Origin of the sequence: Blautia fusiformis, from assembly GCF_020686995.1 — a bacterium.
GTDB classification, from domain to species: Bacteria; Bacillota; Clostridia; order Lachnospirales; family Lachnospiraceae; genus Blautia_A; species Blautia_A fusiformis.
Map to the genome: position 1 here is coordinate 116,301 of NZ_JAJEPT010000011.1, position 19,056 is coordinate 135,356.

At 46.0% G+C, this 19,056-nt stretch carries 18 protein-coding genes; 1 reads left to right on the top strand and 17 read right to left on the bottom strand.

Annotated features, from left to right (window positions below; translation table 11 throughout):
* Positions 1–24 precede the first annotated feature (24 nt).
* The 11 genes from LKD46_RS10820 to trxB all read right to left on the bottom strand — a co-directional run bounded on the left by LKD46_RS10820 (position 25) and on the right by trxB (position 13,241).
* A complete protein-coding gene (locus LKD46_RS10820) occupies positions 25–786 on the bottom strand; it encodes a DeoR/GlpR family DNA-binding transcription regulator (protein ID WP_227574143.1) in 762 nt (253 codons plus the stop codon).
* Between the two features lie 177 nt (positions 787–963).
* Positions 964–2,277, bottom strand: a complete 1,314-nt coding sequence (locus tag LKD46_RS10825) for a M28 family metallopeptidase (protein WP_227574144.1) — start codon at positions 2,275–2,277, stop codon at positions 964–966.
* Positions 2,278–2,586: 309 nt separating this feature from the next.
* Positions 2,587–3,276 carry a C40 family peptidase gene (locus tag LKD46_RS10830; protein ID WP_227574145.1) on the bottom strand — a complete coding sequence of 230 codons (690 nt, stop codon included), beginning with the start codon at positions 3,274–3,276 and terminating at the stop codon, positions 2,587–2,589.
* Positions 3,277–4,147: 871 nt separating this feature from the next.
* Positions 4,148–5,005: a YitT family protein gene (locus tag LKD46_RS10835; protein WP_022426920.1), complete on the bottom strand. Its 858-nt coding sequence runs from the start codon at positions 5,003–5,005 to the stop codon at positions 4,148–4,150.
* A gap of 178 nt (positions 5,006–5,183) precedes the next feature.
* A complete protein-coding gene (locus tag LKD46_RS10840; RefSeq protein WP_178687688.1) occupies positions 5,184–6,026 on the bottom strand; it encodes a Cof-type HAD-IIB family hydrolase in 843 nt (280 codons plus the stop codon).
* Between the two features lie 160 nt (positions 6,027–6,186).
* Positions 6,187–7,866: a glycoside hydrolase family 13 protein gene (locus LKD46_RS10845; protein ID WP_059086276.1), complete on the bottom strand. Its 1,680-nt coding sequence runs from the start codon at positions 7,864–7,866 to the stop codon at positions 6,187–6,189.
* Between the two features lie 199 nt (positions 7,867–8,065).
* On the bottom strand, positions 8,066–8,896 hold the full coding sequence (locus LKD46_RS10850) for a PTS system mannose/fructose/sorbose family transporter subunit IID (RefSeq protein ID WP_178687687.1): 831 nt from the start codon (positions 8,894–8,896) through the stop codon (positions 8,066–8,068).
* Entirely contained in the window at positions 8,893–9,708 is an 816-nt protein-coding gene (locus LKD46_RS10855) for a PTS mannose/fructose/sorbose/N-acetylgalactosamine transporter subunit IIC (protein ID WP_178687686.1), read from the bottom strand. Before LKD46_RS10855 ends, LKD46_RS10850 begins: the two co-directional genes overlap by 4 nt.
* Before the next feature lie 104 nt (positions 9,709–9,812).
* Positions 9,813–10,844 carry a PTS sugar transporter subunit IIAB gene (locus LKD46_RS10860; RefSeq protein WP_178687685.1) on the bottom strand — a complete coding sequence of 344 codons (1,032 nt, stop codon included), beginning with the start codon at positions 10,842–10,844 and terminating at the stop codon, positions 9,813–9,815.
* Positions 10,845–11,278: 434 nt separating this feature from the next.
* Positions 11,279–12,316 carry a LacI family DNA-binding transcriptional regulator gene (locus LKD46_RS10865; RefSeq protein ID WP_227574146.1) on the bottom strand — a complete coding sequence of 346 codons (1,038 nt, stop codon included), beginning with the start codon at positions 12,314–12,316 and terminating at the stop codon, positions 11,279–11,281.
* On the bottom strand, positions 12,303–13,241 hold the full coding sequence (gene trxB / locus LKD46_RS10870) for a thioredoxin-disulfide reductase (RefSeq protein ID WP_114001924.1): 939 nt from the start codon (positions 13,239–13,241) through the stop codon (positions 12,303–12,305). Before trxB ends, LKD46_RS10865 begins: the two co-directional genes overlap by 14 nt.
* 168 nt (positions 13,242–13,409) lie before the next feature.
* Between trxB and LKD46_RS10875 the strand changes: the two genes are divergently transcribed.
* Positions 13,410–15,182: a DUF885 domain-containing protein gene (locus tag LKD46_RS10875; protein ID WP_227574147.1), complete on the top strand. Its 1,773-nt coding sequence runs from the start codon at positions 13,410–13,412 to the stop codon at positions 15,180–15,182.
* Positions 15,183–15,192: 10 nt separating this feature from the next.
* Here the strand turns inward: LKD46_RS10875 and LKD46_RS10880 are convergent, their stop codons facing one another.
* From LKD46_RS10880 to LKD46_RS10905, 6 genes are all read right to left on the bottom strand, one after another.
* Positions 15,193–15,474 carry a hypothetical protein gene (locus LKD46_RS10880; RefSeq protein WP_015525365.1) on the bottom strand — a complete coding sequence of 94 codons (282 nt, stop codon included), beginning with the start codon at positions 15,472–15,474 and terminating at the stop codon, positions 15,193–15,195.
* Complete coding sequence (locus LKD46_RS10885) at positions 15,474–15,893, bottom strand: acyl-CoA thioesterase (RefSeq protein ID WP_227574148.1); 420 nt, start codon at positions 15,891–15,893, stop codon at positions 15,474–15,476. The genes LKD46_RS10880 and LKD46_RS10885 overlap by 1 nt, the downstream gene beginning before the upstream one ends.
* A gap of 66 nt (positions 15,894–15,959) precedes the next feature.
* Positions 15,960–16,259: a hypothetical protein gene (locus LKD46_RS10890; RefSeq protein WP_173758292.1), complete on the bottom strand. Its 300-nt coding sequence runs from the start codon at positions 16,257–16,259 to the stop codon at positions 15,960–15,962.
* 172 nt (positions 16,260–16,431) lie between these two features.
* The gene (locus LKD46_RS10895) at positions 16,432–17,760 is read right to left on the bottom strand and encodes a transposase (protein ID WP_227574149.1); all 1,329 of its coding nucleotides are present in this window, start codon (positions 17,758–17,760) and stop codon (positions 16,432–16,434) included.
* Between the two features lie 45 nt (positions 17,761–17,805).
* On the bottom strand, positions 17,806–18,237 hold the full coding sequence (gene tnpA, locus LKD46_RS10900; RefSeq protein ID WP_118607967.1) for an IS200/IS605 family transposase: 432 nt from the start codon (positions 18,235–18,237) through the stop codon (positions 17,806–17,808).
* A gap of 460 nt (positions 18,238–18,697) precedes the next feature.
* A complete protein-coding gene (locus LKD46_RS10905; RefSeq protein WP_059086284.1) occupies positions 18,698–18,913 on the bottom strand; it encodes a hypothetical protein in 216 nt (71 codons plus the stop codon).
* Between the last annotated feature and the right edge of the window lie 143 nt (positions 18,914–19,056).

Genomic DNA, 19,056 nt, shown 5'->3' on the forward strand with positions numbered 1-19,056 from the left:
AAATCCCCCTTTGTTACTGTCTGCTCAGAGTAATTTCACTCCGGCATTCCTCAATGTATTCACAATGGTATCATCCGGAAATTCATCGGTAATGATCCCGCTGATATCATCAAAATGTGTATATTTATAAGATTCGTTAAAATAAAACTTCTCTCTCTCCATAACCACATATTTATGTCTGCTGCTCTGAACTGCCGCCTTCTTGGTCAGCCCATCCTCCACTCCGGATGTGGTGACTGCAAGATCTGTCATATCCACGCCACAGCTTCCCAAAAAGGCCCGGTCAAAGCTGTACTGCTTGATCACCTCAATGGCCGCAGCTCCCATAAATCCATTCACCGAACGGTACATAGTTCCCCCTGTGCCTATGGCCGTTATGGACGAATTCGCAGCAAGGATCTGCAGGATATCGATCATATTGCTGACAACCACAACATGCATGCCCGACGAAGCGATAAGTCTTGCCAGCTCTATATTTGTAGTGGAAACATCCAGAAAGATCGTTTCGTTATTTTTGATCAGCTTAAAGGCTTTCGCAGCAATCACCTTCTTCTTATCAAGATTGTACATGCGTCTGTCTACTACGTTTCTCTCCAGCGGATACTCCTGTGACAGGATCGCTCCGCCGTAAGTCCTCTTTAATCTGCCTGCATTTTCAAGGATCTTGAGATCCTTGCGGATACAGTCCTCCGTAACCTGAAACATCTCACTTAATTCTTTGACTCTGACTTTTCCTTTTTCACGGAGACATTTCTCTATTGCATTCTGTCGTTCTTCTGTAAACATGGTCCTATCTCCTCATTCCTGATTTTTCTGTGATAAAAGTTCCAGGAATCAATGCTCCGCAAAACAATATCCGACGCATTGGTCCCTGGAAAGCCTGTGATTTCAGTATAACAGTTCGGCATCTTACTGTCAATTATTTAGTATTATTTTTTATTGTTTTAGCGTATTTTGTTCAAATCATCTGCACATATATTCATCTAGCTCTCTGATAAATTTCTCCGGCATCTTTCTCTCAAACGGGAAAACCTCCGCATTCCCAAGCGCATCCGCAATGCATCCCAGAAGGATCGCACTTCTCTCCAGCGACCAGGCAGACAGCAGATCAATAGTATCATAACGGGTATGCATGCCAAAACCATCCCGGTTCAGAGTCATGGCCGGAATTCCCTTCCATGCAAAAGAATTGGAATCACTTCCCCAGATCTGATTCTTGACAGACGCTCCGATCCCTGCTCCGTCAGCAACCTCAAGAAGCTTATCACAAACTGAAGTCTCTCCCGTCACTCCCAGAACATTTCCTCCGATCAGCTGCCCGGCCAGATCTACATTCATATTAAAACGATGCGCTCCAAGCTCGCTCTCATGAACTCTGATGTAATCCCGGCTGCCCAGCAAGCCCTTCTCCTCAGCACCAAACCACACAAACTCCATAGTCCTGCGCGGTCTGTACTGCTGAAAATATCTGCAAAGCTCCATGATAATCGCTGCCCCGGACATATTATCATAGGCCCCCGGTCCCTCCGGCACCGAATCATAATGCGCAGTGATCGTTAAGATCTCATCTTTTTTATCCGTTCCCTCAATCCTTGACACTACATTTCGGGATGTACATGCTGTCACTTCCTGTTCTACAGTCAGGCACACCACAGCTGCACCCTCCGTCACCAGCTCCACTGCATCCTTATAATGAAGATTCGCCCCTGGAATCCTGCCACTATATTTTTCCTGCATCTTGTGAATATCCTCTGCAGACTCCGACAATCCTTCTATCTCTTCTGCCGCATCCCCCGGAAAGATCGTCGGCAGGCTGCGCTGACAGGGAACCCTGTCCACTCCTTCATCCAGCGGAGAACCCTCCACACTGATAAAACCAACAGCTCCGGCGCTCACCAGTCTCTGATACACATCACCACTCACCCGGCCGTTCACCATAACGATCTTGCCCTTCGCCCGGGAAAGGCTGACAGCATCCCCGTTCTCTACATACAAAAAAGGGGCTTTCAGACCTTCTTCTCCAGTATTTCCACATCTTCCATACCCGGTCACCACATACTCCTTCTGATAAGGCTCCATAACCTTAAGCACTGCTCTGTTGATCCGAAAGCCCCAGAAATCAAACTCCTCCATCCAATTCTTCGCTCCGAAGCTGTCCAAAGTATCCCGGATCATCTTCGCCGCCTTCACTTCCCCCGCAGTACCCGCTTCTCTGACAAAATCAAACCCGGCCAGAAACTCCATCTGCCGCCTGCCGCTGAACTCTTTTGTATTCATACCCCACAACCTTTCTGAATTTTTCTGAGTAGTACAGCGAAAATTAAGTTTCTGCTATATTGACGCAGGATGATTTCTTCATCTGCAAGGCGGTGGAATGAGGCGTAGCGGTGGCTACGACGATTGACGACAACGCAGCAGATGAAAAATCAGACAAGTCAATATGGCGGTTACTTAATATTCGCTGTACCAGATTATACACTATTTTTCTGCAAAAAAACTGCCTGCAGCTATTTTTCAGCCTATCCGGCCAGAAAATCTCCTCAGACAGTTTATATTTCACATCTATAGATCAAACGTATCTTTATCTTACTTCACAAACGTACCGACAGCAGCCGGAGCCCGGTAATCATAGTCGGAAACCTTGATCCCTGTAGCCGCTGTACTGGCGTGAACGATCTTGCCATCACCAATATAAAGAGCCACATGATCAATGCCGCCATCACCATAAAAAACCAGATCACCAGCCTCAATATCCGCAACACTCTTCTTCTCAGAAGCCGCACACTGAGCCGCAGCAACACGAGGAAGCTCATACCCAAACTCCGCAAACACAGACATCACAAATCCGGAGCAATCTGCCCCGTTAGTCAGACTCGTACCACCATAAACATAAGGATTCCCCACAAACTGCAGCGCAAAATCCACAATCCCCTGCCGCTTCTCCAGACGCGCCTCCTCAGCAGCCTTACGCTCCTCTTCCGCCTTACGCGCAGCCTCAGCAGCCGCTTCAGCCTCAAGCCTCTCCTGTGCGATCACCTCAGCCTCAGCCTTCGCCTCCTGATACCCCTGAACCTCAGAAACCGTCTTATCCGCCAGAGCACTGGCAAAAGCAGAAATAGAATCCGCATCATCCGAGAAATCATCCTCAATAGAAAGCTCCTCCACATCCCCATCAGACACAGCACTGACATTATCCACATCCGCAAAAACAACAGAAGGAACCACACCCACAAGAACAACACTCAGAACAACAGCAGCAACTTTCTTATAAAACATAAACAATAAAACTCCTCTCAGAAAACCACGCAGCAGCACCCACCCATTCAGGCAGACATTCACAATCCACTTCGCCACGCTCCTCATTCGCCATTTTGTTACATTTTTATTAAATTTGTTACGCAAGTGTGTATCCTACCATAAAAACCCCCACCTGTCAAACCCCTTTCACAAAACCTTCACACACCAATCAGCCATCCAACACAGCGACGATGCCCCAGCCCTCACCTTCACCACAGGAAACTCAACCTTTCTCCCAGCCATCCAGCACAGCGACGATGGCTTCCACAAGAAACTCAGCCCTTCCTCCCAGCCATCCAGCGCAGCGACGATGGCTCATCCCTCACCTTCAGACCACAGGAAACTCAGCCTTTCCTCCCAGCCATCCAGCGCAGCGCTGATGGCTCATCCAACTCCCGGGAATCCACTCAATCCTCCAGCCCTCATCAATCCCCACTTCCGCCAGTCGCCCCACACCCCCACCACTACCTCCCGCCCGGAACCGAACAGCCGGGGAGACGGGTGCCGGTTGGCTACGACTCTGCAGGAGGGGAGCTGATTCTTGGCTGGCGGAAATCTGCGTTGTTTTTAAAAAGTCCGCTGTCTGAGCGGCAGCAAGCCGCGAGTTCGGACTTTTTAAAAACGGTTTTAGCAGAATTCCGGCAGCCTAGAAGCCAGCCCCCGACGAAGCCCGGAGCAAACCGGCACCCGTCTCCCAGGCGTCCGGCATCCGCCATCCGCCATCCACCATCCACCACAAAAAAGAGCGCCCCGCAGCCCATCCAGCCCGCAAAGAACGCTCTCCTAATTTCCATCAGCTTACAATCATACACAATCACCTACGATCAGCATACAATCCCATACGATCGCATCAAATATAACTCATAAACCCCTTCCCAACAACCTCACTACTCTTAGTAACCATCAAAAACGCCTGCGGATCCACCTCATCAATAAACCTCTGCAGAAGCACCGCCTGTCTCACATCAACAACCGTCAGAATAATCTTCTTATCCTTATGTGAATAAACCCCCTCCCCATGATAAACCGTAGCACTCCGATCCAGCCCATTCATAATAAACTCACAGATCTCATCCGGCTTACTGGAAATGATCGTAAAATACTTATTCAGCTTCATCCTCTCAATAGACTTATCGATCAGCAACGTCTTAGCCATAAGCCCCAGTACAGAACAAAGCCCCGTAGTAAGATCAAACACCATAAACGAAACAACAACGATCACACAATCCACCGCAAACAATGCACCCGAAATATTCATCGTAGAATACTTCTTAATGATCATCGCCACAATATCCGTGCCACCACCCGAAGCATTCTCAAAAAACAGCAGCGCCGCAGCCAGCGCCGGCAAAATGATCGCAAAGCAAAGCTCCAGCATAATATTCCCCGTCAGCGCCCTGTCCATAGGAAAAACCTTCTCAAACACATTCAAAAGCAAAGAAGAAACAACCGTAACATAAGCCGTCTTCACTCCAAAATCCCGGCCAAGAACAATAAACCCGATCACCAGCAAAATCAGATTGATCACCAGGTTGATCTGCGCAGACGTCATCGGAATAAAATGCGAAAACACAACCGCCATACCCGAAACACCACCAAAGGAAAAATTATTCGGAAACTTAAATACATAAATCCCCACATCCATCAGAACAACAGCAAATGTGATAATGATATACTCCATCACACGCTTTGGTATCAGATTTTTCATTAAAAAATATCCTCCTGATCTCCTCAAATAATTTTCACCGGTAACTACCGGTCAAAACCAGCAATCCCCGCATCCTCTTCGTTTATCATACCTTATATCACCAAAAATGCAAATAAAAAAAGACAGAGAAAAATACATTTCCCTGTCCCTTATATCAACGATCACGATCAACCACAGCTTACAGCCCGAAAAACCTCTCCAGAAATTCCGCCACACCATCATGATCGTTATCTCCGGTCACCTCATTCGCTGCATCCTTTACATACTGTTTGGAATTGCCCATAGCAACACCGATACCTGCACCCTCCAGCATTTCCAGATCATTCTCATTATCTCCGAAAGCGATCACATGCATCCGGTCAATACCAAGCTTTGTGCGAAGCATAGCAAGACCCACACCCTTGTCCACGCCTGCTGCATTAAACTCCGCATTGCCGCTGATGGAAGTAGTCACTGCCACATCATCCAGATCCTTCCATTTCTCACGAAGTGCCCTGCTGGTCTCCATATCATCAAAATAAATATTGATCTTCTCTGCCTGATCCAGAATATCTTCCTGATGATAAAAATCCTTAACATATACATGTCTGCTGAGGAAATAATCTACAAAAGTTTTTTCCAGCAGAGCTTTATCCGCTACAGATGCCACATAATCTCTGGCATCCGCATCAGAATAGGCGATTCCGTTTGCATAAGCCTCTGCGATCCAGCCTTTTGCGCCGCTGTTTTCCACATCCTTCAGAATTTTACTTACCATTCCTTTTGGCATGGTTTTTCGCCAGATCATCTCATTTTTATCGTAATCCCAGACAACACAGCCGTTTTCCACGATTCCCCATTTCACACCCCGGAGCACAGAAAACTCCCGGGGGATCAGCTCTCTGGTCCTTCCGGTTGCCGGCACCACATAATGTCCGTCATCGATCAGACGCTGCAGAACATTTCTGTTCCTTTCAGAAATCTTATTCTCACTGTTCAGAAGAGTTCCGTCCATATCCACTGCAATGATATATTTTTCCATAAATTCCTCCTGTTTGTCTTCTCCTCACAGGCAAAAAGCGCATCTGCACTGCACCCGGATATCCTTTGGCAGTACAGATACGCACAAATACTCATACCTGCTCTCTGTAAAGCGGAGACTTTTCTTCCACTTTACTACTACATATACAACAGCTCAGGAATTACCGGATCCTCATCATAAACGCCTCGTACGGTCTTAAGTCCGCTTTGATCCCTGTTCTGTCCTTATAATTTGCAATCTTAATATCCTCTTTATCGGACACATATTTCGCAAGACCTTCTGTACTTACCGTATCCTCAGAAAGGTTTGCCACCACGATCCACTGCTCTTTGTCGGAAGTTCTTAAATATGCAAAGATCTTCTCGTCTTCCGGAAGAAGGAGCTGATAGTCACCTTCTGTGAGAAGCTCTTCCTCATGACGAAGACAGATCAGATCCTTATAATAATAAAACACGGAATCATTTTTTTCCAGAGCTTTTTTTACATTGATCTCCTGGTAACGATCAGAAAGGCGGAACCATGGCTTACCGGTTGTAAATCCTGCATTTTCGCTGTCATCCCACTGCATAGGAACCCTGGCATTGTCACGACTCTTGTTCCATACTGCCTTGCGGAAATCATCCTCAGAAATGGTTTTGTTCTTAACGACAAGATCCTGATATGCATTACGAACCTCGATATCCTCGTACTCCTCCAGCGGGAACTGCACGTTTGTCATACCGATTTCCTCTCCCTGATATACATAAGGAGTTCCCTGCATACCATGAAGAACGGTAGCATAAGCCTTTGCACATTCCTCGCGGTAAGTAGTGTCATTTCCCCATCTGGAGATCACACGTGGCTGGTCATGATTTTCAAAATACAGAGCATTCCAGCCCTTGTTATAAAGCTTGTTCTGCCACTCACTCATAACACGTTTCAGATCACGGAGATCAAAAGGCTTCAATTCCCACTTGCGGTTTACAGAGCCCGGAATACGGTCGATGTTCATATGCTCAAATGTGAAGATCATATTCAGCTCCTCACGCTCCGGATCTGTAAACAGTCTTGCAACCTCCGGTGTGGAGCCCGGCGCCTCACCTACCGTCATACAGTCATATTTTGAAAGCACCTCCCGGTTCATCTCATGGATAAACTCATGAAGTCTTGGTCCGTTGCTGTGATATTTTCCTGTATAATACTTGCGACCATCCGTTTTCGGGTAATCCGGGAAGGACTGATCCTTGGAGATAGATGCGATCACATCCATGCGCCATCCGTCAGCACCTTTGTCCATCCAGAATTTCATCAGATCATAGATTTCCTTACGGACGGTTTCATTTTCCCAATTGAGATCCGGCTGTTTTCTGCTGTAAAAATGAAGGTAATACTGGCCGCGCTCTTCATCATATTCCCAGGCACTTCCACAGAAGCTGGAGCCCCAGTTGTTTGGCTCACTGCCGTCTGCTTTCGGATCCTTCCAGATATAATAATCACTGTATTTGCTGTCTTTTGATTTCCGGCTTTCCACAAACCATGCATGCTCATCGGAAGTATGGTTGACAACAAGATCCAGAATGATCTTGATACCATGCTCATGAGCTTTTCCGATCAGCTCATCCATGTCCTCGTTACTTCCGAAGCCCGCGTAGATCTTCCGGTAATCACTGATATCGTAACCGTTGTCGTCCTGTGGGGAGTCAAAAACAGGGCTGAGCCAGATCACATCGATCCCAAGGTTCTGAAGGTAGGGGAGCTTTTCAATAATACCCTTGAGATCGCCGAAGCCGTCTCCGTTGGAGTCCTTAAAGCTTCTTGGATAAATCTGATATACAACGGAATTCTTCCACCAATCTTTCATTTCTTATGTCTCCTTTATTTTGCATTGAGCAGATATTTATAATCCGTATTTGCTGCTTATTTATATCCGGTCAGGTGTTCTTCAACTGCCCTTTTTGCGGTCAGTTATTTCGATATAACTTTTTTTAGGCTTTTTTATAGGCGGACCCTATACGGCCCGCCTTTTCATAATTCTGATCTTTATTCCTTATCCTTAAGGCTTATGCAATTCCAAGAAGAGAGAGAAGGATGCTCAGGATGATAACACCGATGATCAGAACTGTGATGCTGACATTTTTCTTTTTCAGCAGATAGTAACACAGAAGAGTCAGTCCAAGGGGAACAATGCCGATAAAAATCTGGTCCAACATGTTCTGTAGATTCAGAACAGATTCACCCTTCATGGTGAGTTCATAAGTGGAGTTAAAGGTTACCATGCTGGCAGTCATACCGCCGACCATGATCAGACCTACAATGCTGGCAGCCTTTGTCAGGATGTTCATAAGACCGCTTGCATAAACCTTCTGAATATATTCAGAACCAAGCTTGTAGCCCAGGAATGTTCCATAATATTTCACAAGAATAGACGGAATGTTGAAAAGAAGCAGGAACACGATCGGTGCCAGAATATTTCCGGATGCACCAAGACCTACTGCGATCCCGGCTGCGATCACACGGAGAACGCCCCAGAAAATGGAATCACCGATACCGGCCAGAGGTCCCATCAGAGAGGATTTAACTGCATTGATAGAGCTCGCGTCAAAATCCTTCTGCTCGCTGTTTTTCTTCTCCATGGAAGCTACAAGACCCATGATGAAAGTGGAACAGGTGATGGTTGTATTGAAGTAGGACATACTTCTTGTGAGGGCAGCTTTTTTGCCTTTCTCATCGTTTTTGTAAAATTTGTTGATAAATGGCATCAGGGAATAGCAGAAACCGGAAGCTCCCTGTTTTGCCGGGCTTACTGCCGCATACAGAGTAAAGGAACGCCAGAACGCTTTTCTCAGCATTTTTCTTTCATCTGCAGGAATGGATTTCGTTAAATTACTCATGAGAAAAATTCCTCCTCTTCTTCGTCAAGATATTCGTCAGCGCTACCGGCCGGTGAAACTGCTACTCTCTGTGCTGCAAGCTGATTCAGCTTGTAATCGTTCATACCAATGGAAATGGCAATGATCACACCGATCACGGCAAGGGCGATCAGCGGAAGGTTTAAGTATGCTGCAAGGACAAATCCCAGGAAGTAGAACATGCAGATCTTGTTGTCCCAGAGCATTTTCATCAGCATCGCCATACCTACTGCCGGAAGAAGTCCACCGCAGACGGTCAGGCCGTTCATAACAACATCCGGGATCGCATCCAGAAGTGCGCTGACTGCGTCAGATCCGAACAGGATTCCGAAGAATGCGAACAGGGAATACAAAAACCAGTTTACAGCCCAGAGTCCGTAATGAAGGGCGATAATCTGTTTCTCCTTGCCCTCTGCTGCCAGGCGGTCGAAGGTTTTTGCAAACATACCTACGATAAAGATATAGAGAACGGTCTTGATCTGAAGGCCAAGGATACCGATAGGAAGTGCAAGTGTCAGGGCAACCTCAGAGCCTTTGCCAAGCATGATGGCAAAAGCAGTTCCTACAGCTGTGGCGATTCCGGGCTCTGCCGCAGAAGCACCGCCGATATTTACAACTCCCATGAAAACCGCTTCCAAGGAAGCTCCGATGATAACTCCTGTATGAAGATCTCCAAGCAACAGACCTACCAGCGGTCCGATGACGATCGGACGGTTCAGCATGGTAAATCCGATCAGCTCTGCACCGCCGACACAGATAAATACGGCAAGTGCTACAAGAAATGCGTTTAACATTTTTTCTTTCCTCCCTTTTTTGTGTTACGTTTTATTCATTCCGTGGACATTCATATTCCACGGTTTACATTCAGCACTGTTGCGCTCATTCTATTTGACAGGTATCAGTTTAATTTGTCCAGCACATCCTTCACAAGCTTCTGCTCATCATTTGGCACCTGCTGCATACAGGTCTTCGGATCAAGAGCCACCAGCTCTTTCAGTGCCTGCTGTTCTGCTTTTGTCAGCATGATAGTCGGGGTCAGGACAAGCTTCTCGGAAACATCGATCCCATCAAAACGTCCTGTATTTCCTACATTGAGGAATCCGATCTCACCAACACTTTGTCTTATCTTCAGAGCATCCTTTACCGTTCTTGTCAGAACCAGAATACGCATCCTGGATGCCTTCGGATTGTTTAAGATACGAATGACTTCATCCACCGGTTTGATCAGCGATTTGATTCCGCCCGGTACGGCCATTTTCAATGCCATCTTCTGGGTGTTATCGTTAGCTGCCTCGTCATTAGCTACCACGATTCCCTGTACAGCCAGCTGTTTGGTCCAGGTCATGGCAACCTGTCCGTGGATCAGACGGTCATCTACACGAAGTGCGGTGATCTTTGCTGTGGAATTGTCATAGGACTGGGGAGCCAGAGCTTTTTTCGGTGCGGATTTTTTTGCATACGATGCAGCACCTTCTGAAATCTGCGCAGTATTTTCGATACCCTGTGCAGTATCTTCTTCAGCGTTTTTTTCAGATGTGGATTTCTTTCCACCGCCAAGGTCTACCATCTGAAGCTCTTCTCTGGCATCATCGATGAACTCCTGGATCTCCTCCTCTGTCACATCGTCATCTGCCATCATGACCTGCATCAGGACCGGAAGGTTGGTTCCTGTGATCAGTGTGACATTTTCTTTCTGGCTGTATCTCAGAAGCTTCTGATTTACGCTTCCTCCCATCAGATCTGTGAAAACGAAAATCCTGTCGTTTTCATGCTGTGCGAAATATTCTTCAAACTTTTTCTCCACATTGTCTTCCGGTGTCACATAAGCGTCGATGGTTGTGATCTCATCCATTTTTCCAACGATCAGCTCTGCTGTATAACGAATGCCGGAGGCCATTTTTCCATGTGTGGCGATCAGAATCTGTTTCATCTGGTATTCACTCCTTCTGTACTCTTTCCCTTTGGTTATGTACCTAACCTTTGTGCTCACACTATATCATCAAAGTTAGGCTGTGTAAATAGGTTATGTACATAACCTATCATTGTAACAAGTTCAAAATCATAGTTTTGTGCAGGTTTCACATAGAACAGCAAATGCTTATTATCCACATCTTCAGCACGAACCTACACAGGATAACTCTTTTACGATTTCAGGTAAATTTACAAAAAGCCGAAAATACTCTGACTGTCAGACACTGACAGTTCCCGTATATTTCGGCTTTTGATATCTTTATATCTCAGATTTTCTGTACTCTTTCTCTGTACTCTTACTATATTGAAAGTCCCGATTTTCTATTTTTCACAGTTCTGCAGTGACTTCTCGTATCTACCCCCCTGATCAGATCAGGTACATTCTCTGCAGACTTACTTTTCCTCATGCTGCGGCTGTACAGATCTCCTGGGGATCAGCGTGACCGGAAGCATGATCTCATTTTCACGCTCTTTTTCCACTCCATTGATCCGTTCCATCAGAATTTCCACTGCAAGAGACGCCTTCTGCTCCACATTCTGACTGATAGTAGTCAGACGAGGCACGGAAAATTCCGCATAGCTGATGTTATCGTATCCTGCAATTCCGATCTCCTCCGGAATCTTTACTCCACGACTGCTGAAAAAGCTGATAGCCTCCAATGCATAGAGGTCCGACAAGAAAAACAGTGCGGCCTTTGGTTTTTTCCGCTGGAGCAGCCACGCATAGCTTTCTTTTCGTTTGGCGTAATTCATTCCAAGAGCGGTAAACTGCACCTTCTGCTTTTTCTTTGCAAAATCCTTCGCCGCCCGCTGAGCGCCCATGTAACGAAGATGATCCACACCATTATCACGGCCTGCACAAACCTGGATATGCTCATAGCCGCATTCCAGAAGATATTTTGTCATAAGATAGCCGCCACTTTCGTCGTCCAGTCCGATATTCAGGACATGGTTTTCCTGGCCTGCATCAAGCTCACCATATGCATCAATAGAAACGATCGGTTTGTTGATCAGCTGATAGATTTTTTCGCAGTTGCTTTTGCTGAAGGAAATGGCAATAACACCATCTACATCCCAACCCATGACCATCTGGAATATCTTATCTGTATCCTTTGCGGAATACAGCATCAGATAATATCCCAGTTCCTGCACGTATTTCTCGATAAAACCGATGATCTTTCCATAAAAAGGATCTCCGATGATAGAATCCTTGAAGTCTTTATGATAATTGATCACAACTGCGATCAGCTGGGATTTTTCTTTATTCAGAACTCTCAGTCCCATTTTCTGGACATACCCCATCTCCCGGATAAGATTCTCAATCTTCTGAATATTGGCAGGAGATACTTTTTTTGTTTTTCCATGTATGACGTTGGAAACAGTTGTTGTACTCACGCCTGCCCTTTGCGCGATTTCCTTAATCGTTGCCATTATCTTTCCTCCAGAGATATTTCTGTGCGGAAGCCACTGCATTGGCTCCGTCTGAAACAGCAGTTACTATCTGGCGAAGTGCCTTGGTACGAATATCCCCCGCTGCAAAAACCCCAGGTGCGCTGGTAACACCCTCTTCTCCTGCACAGATATATCCATTTTCATCCAGCTTGAGCTGGTCCTTTACAAGTGTCGTATTAGGAACGATCCCCACAGCAATGAAAACACCTTCTGCGGTCAATTCCCTCTCTTCATTTGTTTTTATATTACGGATTTTAAGACCGGTCACTTCATCCTGTCCCAGGATCTCAAGGGGAACACTGTCCCACACCATTTCTATATTCTCACAGGCAAAGACTTTCTCCTGAAGTGCCTGATCTGCTCGAAGCGCATCACGGCGATGAACAAGATATACCCTTTCACAGAGACCGGAAAGAAAAACTGCATCCTCTGCTGCCACGTTTCCTCCCCCCACTACCACTGCGGTCCGATCCTTATAAAAAGCTCCGTCACAGGTAGCGCAGTAGGAAACACCAAGGCCGCTCAGATCATCCTCTCCCGGGATATCCAGCTTCCGGTGCTCTGCCCCAAATGCAAGGATCAGGGCTTTCGCCTGATATTCATGCTTTTTTGTACGAATCGTCTTGATCTCTCCGGAAATATTTTCCAGGGAAAGAATCTTCTCTCGCTGCGGTTCCAATCCCAGCTTCCGGGCATGCGCCCCAAAGGCTTCTCCGAGATCCATGCCCGATATCCCCGGCATTCCCGGATAATTATCCACCGCATAGGTAGCTGTGACCTGACCGCCCGGTGCAAAGTTTTTATCGATCCATATGGTATTTAACCTGGCCCTGGACGCATAGATCGCTGCCGTGATCCCTGCCGGACCTCCGCCTAAAATTGCAAGATCATAAATATCACTCATGTTATTTCTCCATTTTTGTATATTTCCGCTCACATAATATCATAGATTCCGTAATTTTCCAATATGATAGAACAAAGCGCCACTCTGAAAGGACGTTACTGTTTGCTTCGAGACCATCAGCACTCTCCACATGGTATATGTCTGTAAACAGTAATGAAAGACTGTCTTATGTCTCTTAAAATCAGGAAAAATAAATCTCCTATTATCATCACTCTGCTTCTTATCCTGGCACTTCTCACCGGCCTTACTGCCGGTTATTTTTCCACTCACGGGATCACAGAAAACGGAAAATTCGAAGCCTTTTCCGGAAAAGTTTTTCAAAATGAAGTTTCCGGCAGCACCCTTACCCTCCATTATACCCTGGCACATCCGGAAAAACAGGGTATCCGGCGAAAAAAAGCTTCTCTTGGCACTGTCCCCACAGATATGAAAAATACATACCAGATCTGCAGCCAGTACGAAAAAAAGCTGAAATCCTTCCGCTACAGCCGCCTTTCCACGGAAAATCAGCTGACGCTGGACTCCATGCTCCTCTATTACCACACGGAAAAATCACTGGGCGACAATTATCTGCTTCAGGAGCCTCTTGGCCCAAGTCTTGGTATTCAGGCTCAGCTTCCGGTTCTTCTGGCGGAATATGCCTTTTATGAAGATCGTGATATCACCGACTACCTCAATCTTCTCACCACCATCCGCCCATACTTTCAGAGCATCCTGAAATTTGAAAAAAAGAAATCCGAAGCTGGCTTCTTTATGAGCGATACTACCCTGGACCGGGTCCTTGCACAATGCAGTGCTTTTATCCAGAATCCCGACAACAATTATATGCTGGAAATTTTCCAGAAAAAGCTATCCGAATATGGAAAACTTCCTTCCTCAGAGCAGAACGCTCTGGTCCTGACCCACCAAAATCTTATGAAAACAGAAGTCATCCCAGCCTATCAGGAACTTATGACCGGTCTGGAAGCTTTGCGTGGCACAGGAAAAAACACTCGTGGCCTGACTTATTTCAAGGGAGGAAAAGCCTACTATCTCTATCTTCTTCAGAGTCAGACCGGCTCTTACGTTCCTGTAAAGCAAATGGAAAAACGACTCTCCGGACAGCTTTCCGACGAGATCGGCATCGCAGGAACCATACTTCGACAAAACCCGGAGCTTCTGACTACTCTCAGCCGGGGAATCACTTTCAGAGAAATAAAGCCTGCCCAGATGCTGAATGCCTTGCAGCAGAAGATCCAAACAGACTTCCCACCTCTCACAGATGTCACCTTTGAGCTCCGCACAGTCCACGATTCCATGAAAGAATATCTAAGCCCCGCCTTTTATCTCACCCCACCTATGGATACCGGAACCCCCAATGTGATCTACATAAATCCGGCTGCCGGCTACCAGGGCCTGGAGCTTTTTACCACACTGGCACATGAAGGATTCCCGGGGCATCTTTACCAGACTGTCACCTTCCAACGCCAAAAATCCTCCAACATCCGAAATCTTCTCTGCACCTCCGGCTTTGCAGAAGGATGGGCCACCTACATCGAACCCTATGCCTACCAGTACGCCGCCGATTATATTCAGGATCCTTCTGCCACAGAGCTTGCCAGGATCTCCTGGCTGAACCGAAGCATCAATTTATGCATGTACTCCCTTCTGGACATTGAGATCCATTACAACGGCTGGACTCAGGCCGAAGCCGCCAGCTTTCTGAAAGCCTTTGGTATCGAAGACAGCGCCGTTGTCTCCGAGATCTACCAGTATATCCTGGAAACCCCGGGAAATTATCTGAAATACTACTGGGGCTACTTAAGCCTTCTGGACTTACGCACTTCCGAACAGAACCGCCTTGGCCAGGACTTTGATCTGAAAGCTTTCCACAGCCAGGTACTGAAGATCGGTGGTGTACAGTTCCCGGTGCTGGAGAAGTATATTGATGCGGAATTTTGAAACTATTTTTTCACTCCAACCCAGCAAAAAACAGTTCATAAAAATCATCCTCACCCTCAAGCATCGGAGAATTCTCTCCGCCGCCATTGGTACTCCTCTTCATCGCTGCATAAAATTCCTCACCAGCTGCGATCAGATCCATCTCATAAACCGGAACCCCAAGCTCCCGGCACTTCTTACAGAAAGCAGCCAGCGGCTCTTTCTCCCTGCGGGTAGCAAGCAACATCTCCCGAAGCGCCGGGTCCCTGCGGGCCTTTTCCTTCAGATTATCAAGCATCTCCACAACTTCCATTAGACTCGATCCCCCTTCACACAGCTTCTGAACAGCACATCCAGTTCCGGAATCTCTTTTTTCAGAGAAACCAGCTCCCCATTCCTGGTAAAACAATGCTTCGAGGAAGCCTCTGTACAAACCTCATTTCTGGTCACATTAAAAAACTCATAAGCCAGCTCCAGAACCACACCACTGTACTTCTTCACCGAAACCGAAATCCCAACTACATCATCAAAAAGCACCGGCTTCTTATAAGAAACTGAAACCTCTGCAACCGGAGAAACAATCCCCCGCTTCTCCACCTCACCATAACCAAAGCCCAACTCCTTCATGAAATCGATCCGAGCCTCTTCCATCCATTTCACATAATTGGAATGATGGATGATCCCCATCTGATCCGTCTCATGATACTGTGCCTTACGCCTGTAAACACCCATGTTTATATCCTCTCTTCTGTAAAAATCTGACATTTGTCACCAGTAACAAAATATCCTCTTTATTTCTCACAAACCATACTCTTTATACAACTCCCTGCAAGCCTCCGCACTGTCTATGATTTTCCCAATCTCATCCATTCGACCATCCGCGATCAAACGATTGATCAACATCCTCATCCTCGTTTCTCCAATAGCCTCGCCCTCTGCTTTTCCTTCTGCTTTTCCAATAATTTTCCCACGTGCTTCTCCCAGCTCAAACAAGCGTTCCGATTCCAACTGTAAAACCTTTCCACCCATAACCTCATCTATTCCTTTCTTGATTTTTTCTTCTTTTCGGAAAATGTAATCTGATATCCTTACAATCAATCTAGTGGATCTCACATGACTAAAGTCACATGCTCCTCAGTCGCTTTAAGCGACAAGGCTAAATATCGGCGGATACGCCTGTAGCTTAGGATATGCACAGTCATGCGCTTTTTCCATGCCAGATATGGCAGGTTCCCACACTGCAGGTAATCCGCTGTATATCTGCCTGTGTTTATGCTGCTCTTAAGAGTTCCATTTCTGAAAATAGTTCTCTTAAGTCCGCATATACACATGAGATCCTACGCTTTACTGAAGGGACTTTTGCCTCCAGCAAAGACCTTTCCGTTGCCGGAAGGGGTTTTAAGAGTTCCCGGATAAAATATCTTGCTCCAATATTATAGGACGCCGAAAGATCACAGTTATATCTTTTTCCATTCTGGAATGTACATAAACTGTGATTGCCTGGATCACGGACAACTGTTCCCGACCCATCACAGGCAAGCCTGCTGGTATTCCATGCACAGATCCTGGATATCCGCATCCCTCTGCGATGCGCCTGATGTTCACATCTTATCTGGATATCCCTTTTTCTCCACAAATGCAGCTTCTGTTTCTTTCTTCCGGATATCTTTCCTTTTGTTTCCAGATACTCAAACACGATCACATCCGCGTGGTTTTCTTCCGCATATCCTGCAACTGCTCCTGCGATCTTTCTTCCAAGTTCTGTGTTAAGACGCTTCGCATAAGCCCATCTGCTTTTCACCTGTACAGGACCATGTTCCCGCTGGAACCTGCGTATCCGTCCCAGCACACGGTACATCCGGTCTTTTTCACTGGGAAAATCAATAAATTTTCTTCCCAGGACAGTTCCATCTGACCGCATAATAGTGCAGACTGCATCCGTATTGATCCCTAAATCCACACTGCAGATGATCTGTTCTTTTACAGGTGCCTTTGTAAGCTGCACCTCTTCTGTATAAGAAAAACGCAGGAAATATTTACGATGCCTTTTTTCCAGCACGGGAGCTGCAGCTTTTTTTCCTGCCCAGTTCTTTCTGAGATATTCCATATCTGTATGGCTGAGGCTGACCCGGAACCATTTCCAGTCATGACCGTCAAAAAGTTTCAAGTACGCTCTATCTTTTTCTTCTGTATCCTCACGGTACATCACATCACGATAAAATACCGGCATAGCATGATTACCACACACCAGCTTCGGCGTGCCGCCTTTCTTATCCATTTTTTTCCACAGTTCCAGCCTCGTCTTATATGAGGATACGCTTCCCAAGGCATGCTGGATAGCTGCCCTTCTGAGATAAGAAGGCATCTTTGGAAATCGCAGGTCAAAATCAAACCTTGCCTGATTCTTTTTTGTGGTATGCACCAGATGTTCTGCAGTATTGAAACGTTTTTTAGGTTCCGTGATCACTGCCAGTTCATCCCATGCCTGGGCATAGATCTCAATCAGGCAGCTGACCGCAGAACGATAAATATCCAGTGTCTGGCGGATCGGGATATTCTGTTTTCGCAGTTCTACGCCATAACTGGATACTGTCCTCATCTTTTTTCCTCTTTCTTACAAATATAAAAAACGAGTTCTTTCAGATTACTGTTTTTCTTTTTGCCCTTCGATATAAGAACATACCTGTTCCCTGCTCCTGTCACTCACAGTTACTGCACAATAAGATGGATTCCACAGATGCCCTCCCCAAAGTTCCTTCTTCAGTTCCGGATGCGCAAGAAACATCTGCCTGGCAATGTTCCCCTTCATGATCTTGATCATATCCGAGATATAAAACTGTGGTCTGCAGTCTACAAGAAGATGGATATGATCCGGCATAACCTCCATTGCCAGGATCTGAAATTTATATTCTTCTGCAAGGTCACAGAGCATTTCTTTGCATTCTGCATCAATACCATCTTTTAAAACTTTTTTCCGATATTTTGTACACCATACCAGATGGTACTGCAGTGAATACACATATCCTCTACCATATGAAAGTCCATTATTATTGATATTAAATATATTTTTCTCCATGTTTTTATTATACCATACGCAAGAAGAGTTTACAAACATTTGTTCTGTTCATTTTCAAAAATAGTGCGTCTAACTCATCACTACTGAAGTAACGAGAATGCGACGCACAGTTATTCAATAATCTTCGTAGTTTCTCAGAATCCTCACCTATTATATGCGCCGACTCCTCGTATCTCATTACATAAAACGGAAGTAACATCAGTAAATTCTTCTCAAAAATGCTATCCTTTGTATAACGCTCCACCTTCACCGTCGGAACACGATATATACACACCTGCCCATCCGGAAGCAGCAGCTCCACTTCCTCAACATCCGGCGTATTCTTCGTAGATCTTAAATAAATTACACATGATCTCGGAAACTCCACATAAAACTTCCGTCCTAATCTCCGCCTACTCTCCAAAGCAATCGCAAAATCATACTCAAACATCCTGATCGCCATCATAGTATCATCCGCACTCTAACACTCAATATGATACACCTTATCCCCGATCAACAGCCGGGCATCCGTGATCAATTCCCCATCCTCCAGCTGATGCTCATTCCGAAGATGCACAATCTTTACATTCTCCGGATACGAAGTATGAAACACCTCATTGATAAGCGGAACGAGCAGGTAAGTCATCCTCTCCACCATTGTCCGGAAAACATCGTCAAATATAGTATTGTTATTCATTAACACTCCTACTGATATATAAATTATACCACACAAAGAAAACTTGACACTCCCCACAGCTAAAGCAGGGGGATTCTTGCTTCTCCCACTACTGCATTGGCAAACACCTTACGGTACTGCAATGTCTTACACAGTGTCCACAA

What these genes read in the sequence shown, in the direction of transcription:
- LKD46_RS10820 (WP_227574143.1), bottom strand. Translation starts at nt 786, where the DNA reads ATGTTTACAGAAGAACGACAGAATGCAATAGAGAAATGTCTCCGTGAA.
- LKD46_RS10825 (WP_227574144.1), bottom strand. Translation starts at nt 2,277, where the DNA reads ATGAATACAAAAGAGTTCAGCGGCAGGCGGCAGATGGAGTTTCTGGCC.
- LKD46_RS10830 (WP_227574145.1), bottom strand. Translation starts at nt 3,276, where the DNA reads ATGTTTTATAAGAAAGTTGCTGCTGTTGTTCTGAGTGTTGTTCTTGTG.
- LKD46_RS10835 (WP_022426920.1), bottom strand. Translation starts at nt 5,005, where the DNA reads ATGAAAAATCTGATACCAAAGCGTGTGATGGAGTATATCATTATCACA.
- LKD46_RS10840 (WP_178687688.1), bottom strand. Translation starts at nt 6,026, where the DNA reads ATGGAAAAATATATCATTGCAGTGGATATGGACGGAACTCTTCTGAAC.
- LKD46_RS10845 (WP_059086276.1), bottom strand. Translation starts at nt 7,866, where the DNA reads ATGAAAGATTGGTGGAAGAATTCCGTTGTATATCAGATTTATCCAAGA.
- LKD46_RS10850 (WP_178687687.1), bottom strand. Translation starts at nt 8,896, where the DNA reads ATGAGTAATTTAACGAAATCCATTCCTGCAGATGAAAGAAAAATGCTG.
- LKD46_RS10855 (WP_178687686.1), bottom strand. Translation starts at nt 9,708, where the DNA reads ATGTTAAACGCATTTCTTGTAGCACTTGCCGTATTTATCTGTGTCGGC.
- LKD46_RS10860 (WP_178687685.1), bottom strand. Translation starts at nt 10,844, where the DNA reads ATGAAACAGATTCTGATCGCCACACATGGAAAAATGGCCTCCGGCATT.
- LKD46_RS10865 (WP_227574146.1), bottom strand. Translation starts at nt 12,316, where the DNA reads ATGGCAACGATTAAGGAAATCGCGCAAAGGGCAGGCGTGAGTACAACA.
- trxB (WP_114001924.1), bottom strand. Translation starts at nt 13,241, where the DNA reads ATGAGTGATATTTATGATCTTGCAATTTTAGGCGGAGGTCCGGCAGGG.
- LKD46_RS10875 (WP_227574147.1), top strand. Translation starts at nt 13,410, where the DNA reads ATGTCTCTTAAAATCAGGAAAAATAAATCTCCTATTATCATCACTCTG.
- LKD46_RS10880 (WP_015525365.1), bottom strand. Translation starts at nt 15,474, where the DNA reads ATGGAAGTTGTGGAGATGCTTGATAATCTGAAGGAAAAGGCCCGCAGG.
- LKD46_RS10885 (WP_227574148.1), bottom strand. Translation starts at nt 15,893, where the DNA reads ATGGGTGTTTACAGGCGTAAGGCACAGTATCATGAGACGGATCAGATG.
- LKD46_RS10895 (WP_227574149.1), bottom strand. Translation starts at nt 17,760, where the DNA reads ATGAGGACAGTATCCAGTTATGGCGTAGAACTGCGAAAACAGAATATC.
- tnpA (WP_118607967.1), bottom strand. Translation starts at nt 18,237, where the DNA reads ATGGAGAAAAATATATTTAATATCAATAATAATGGACTTTCATATGGT.
- LKD46_RS10905 (WP_059086284.1), bottom strand. Translation starts at nt 18,913, where the DNA reads ATGAATAACAATACTATATTTGACGATGTTTTCCGGACAATGGTGGAG.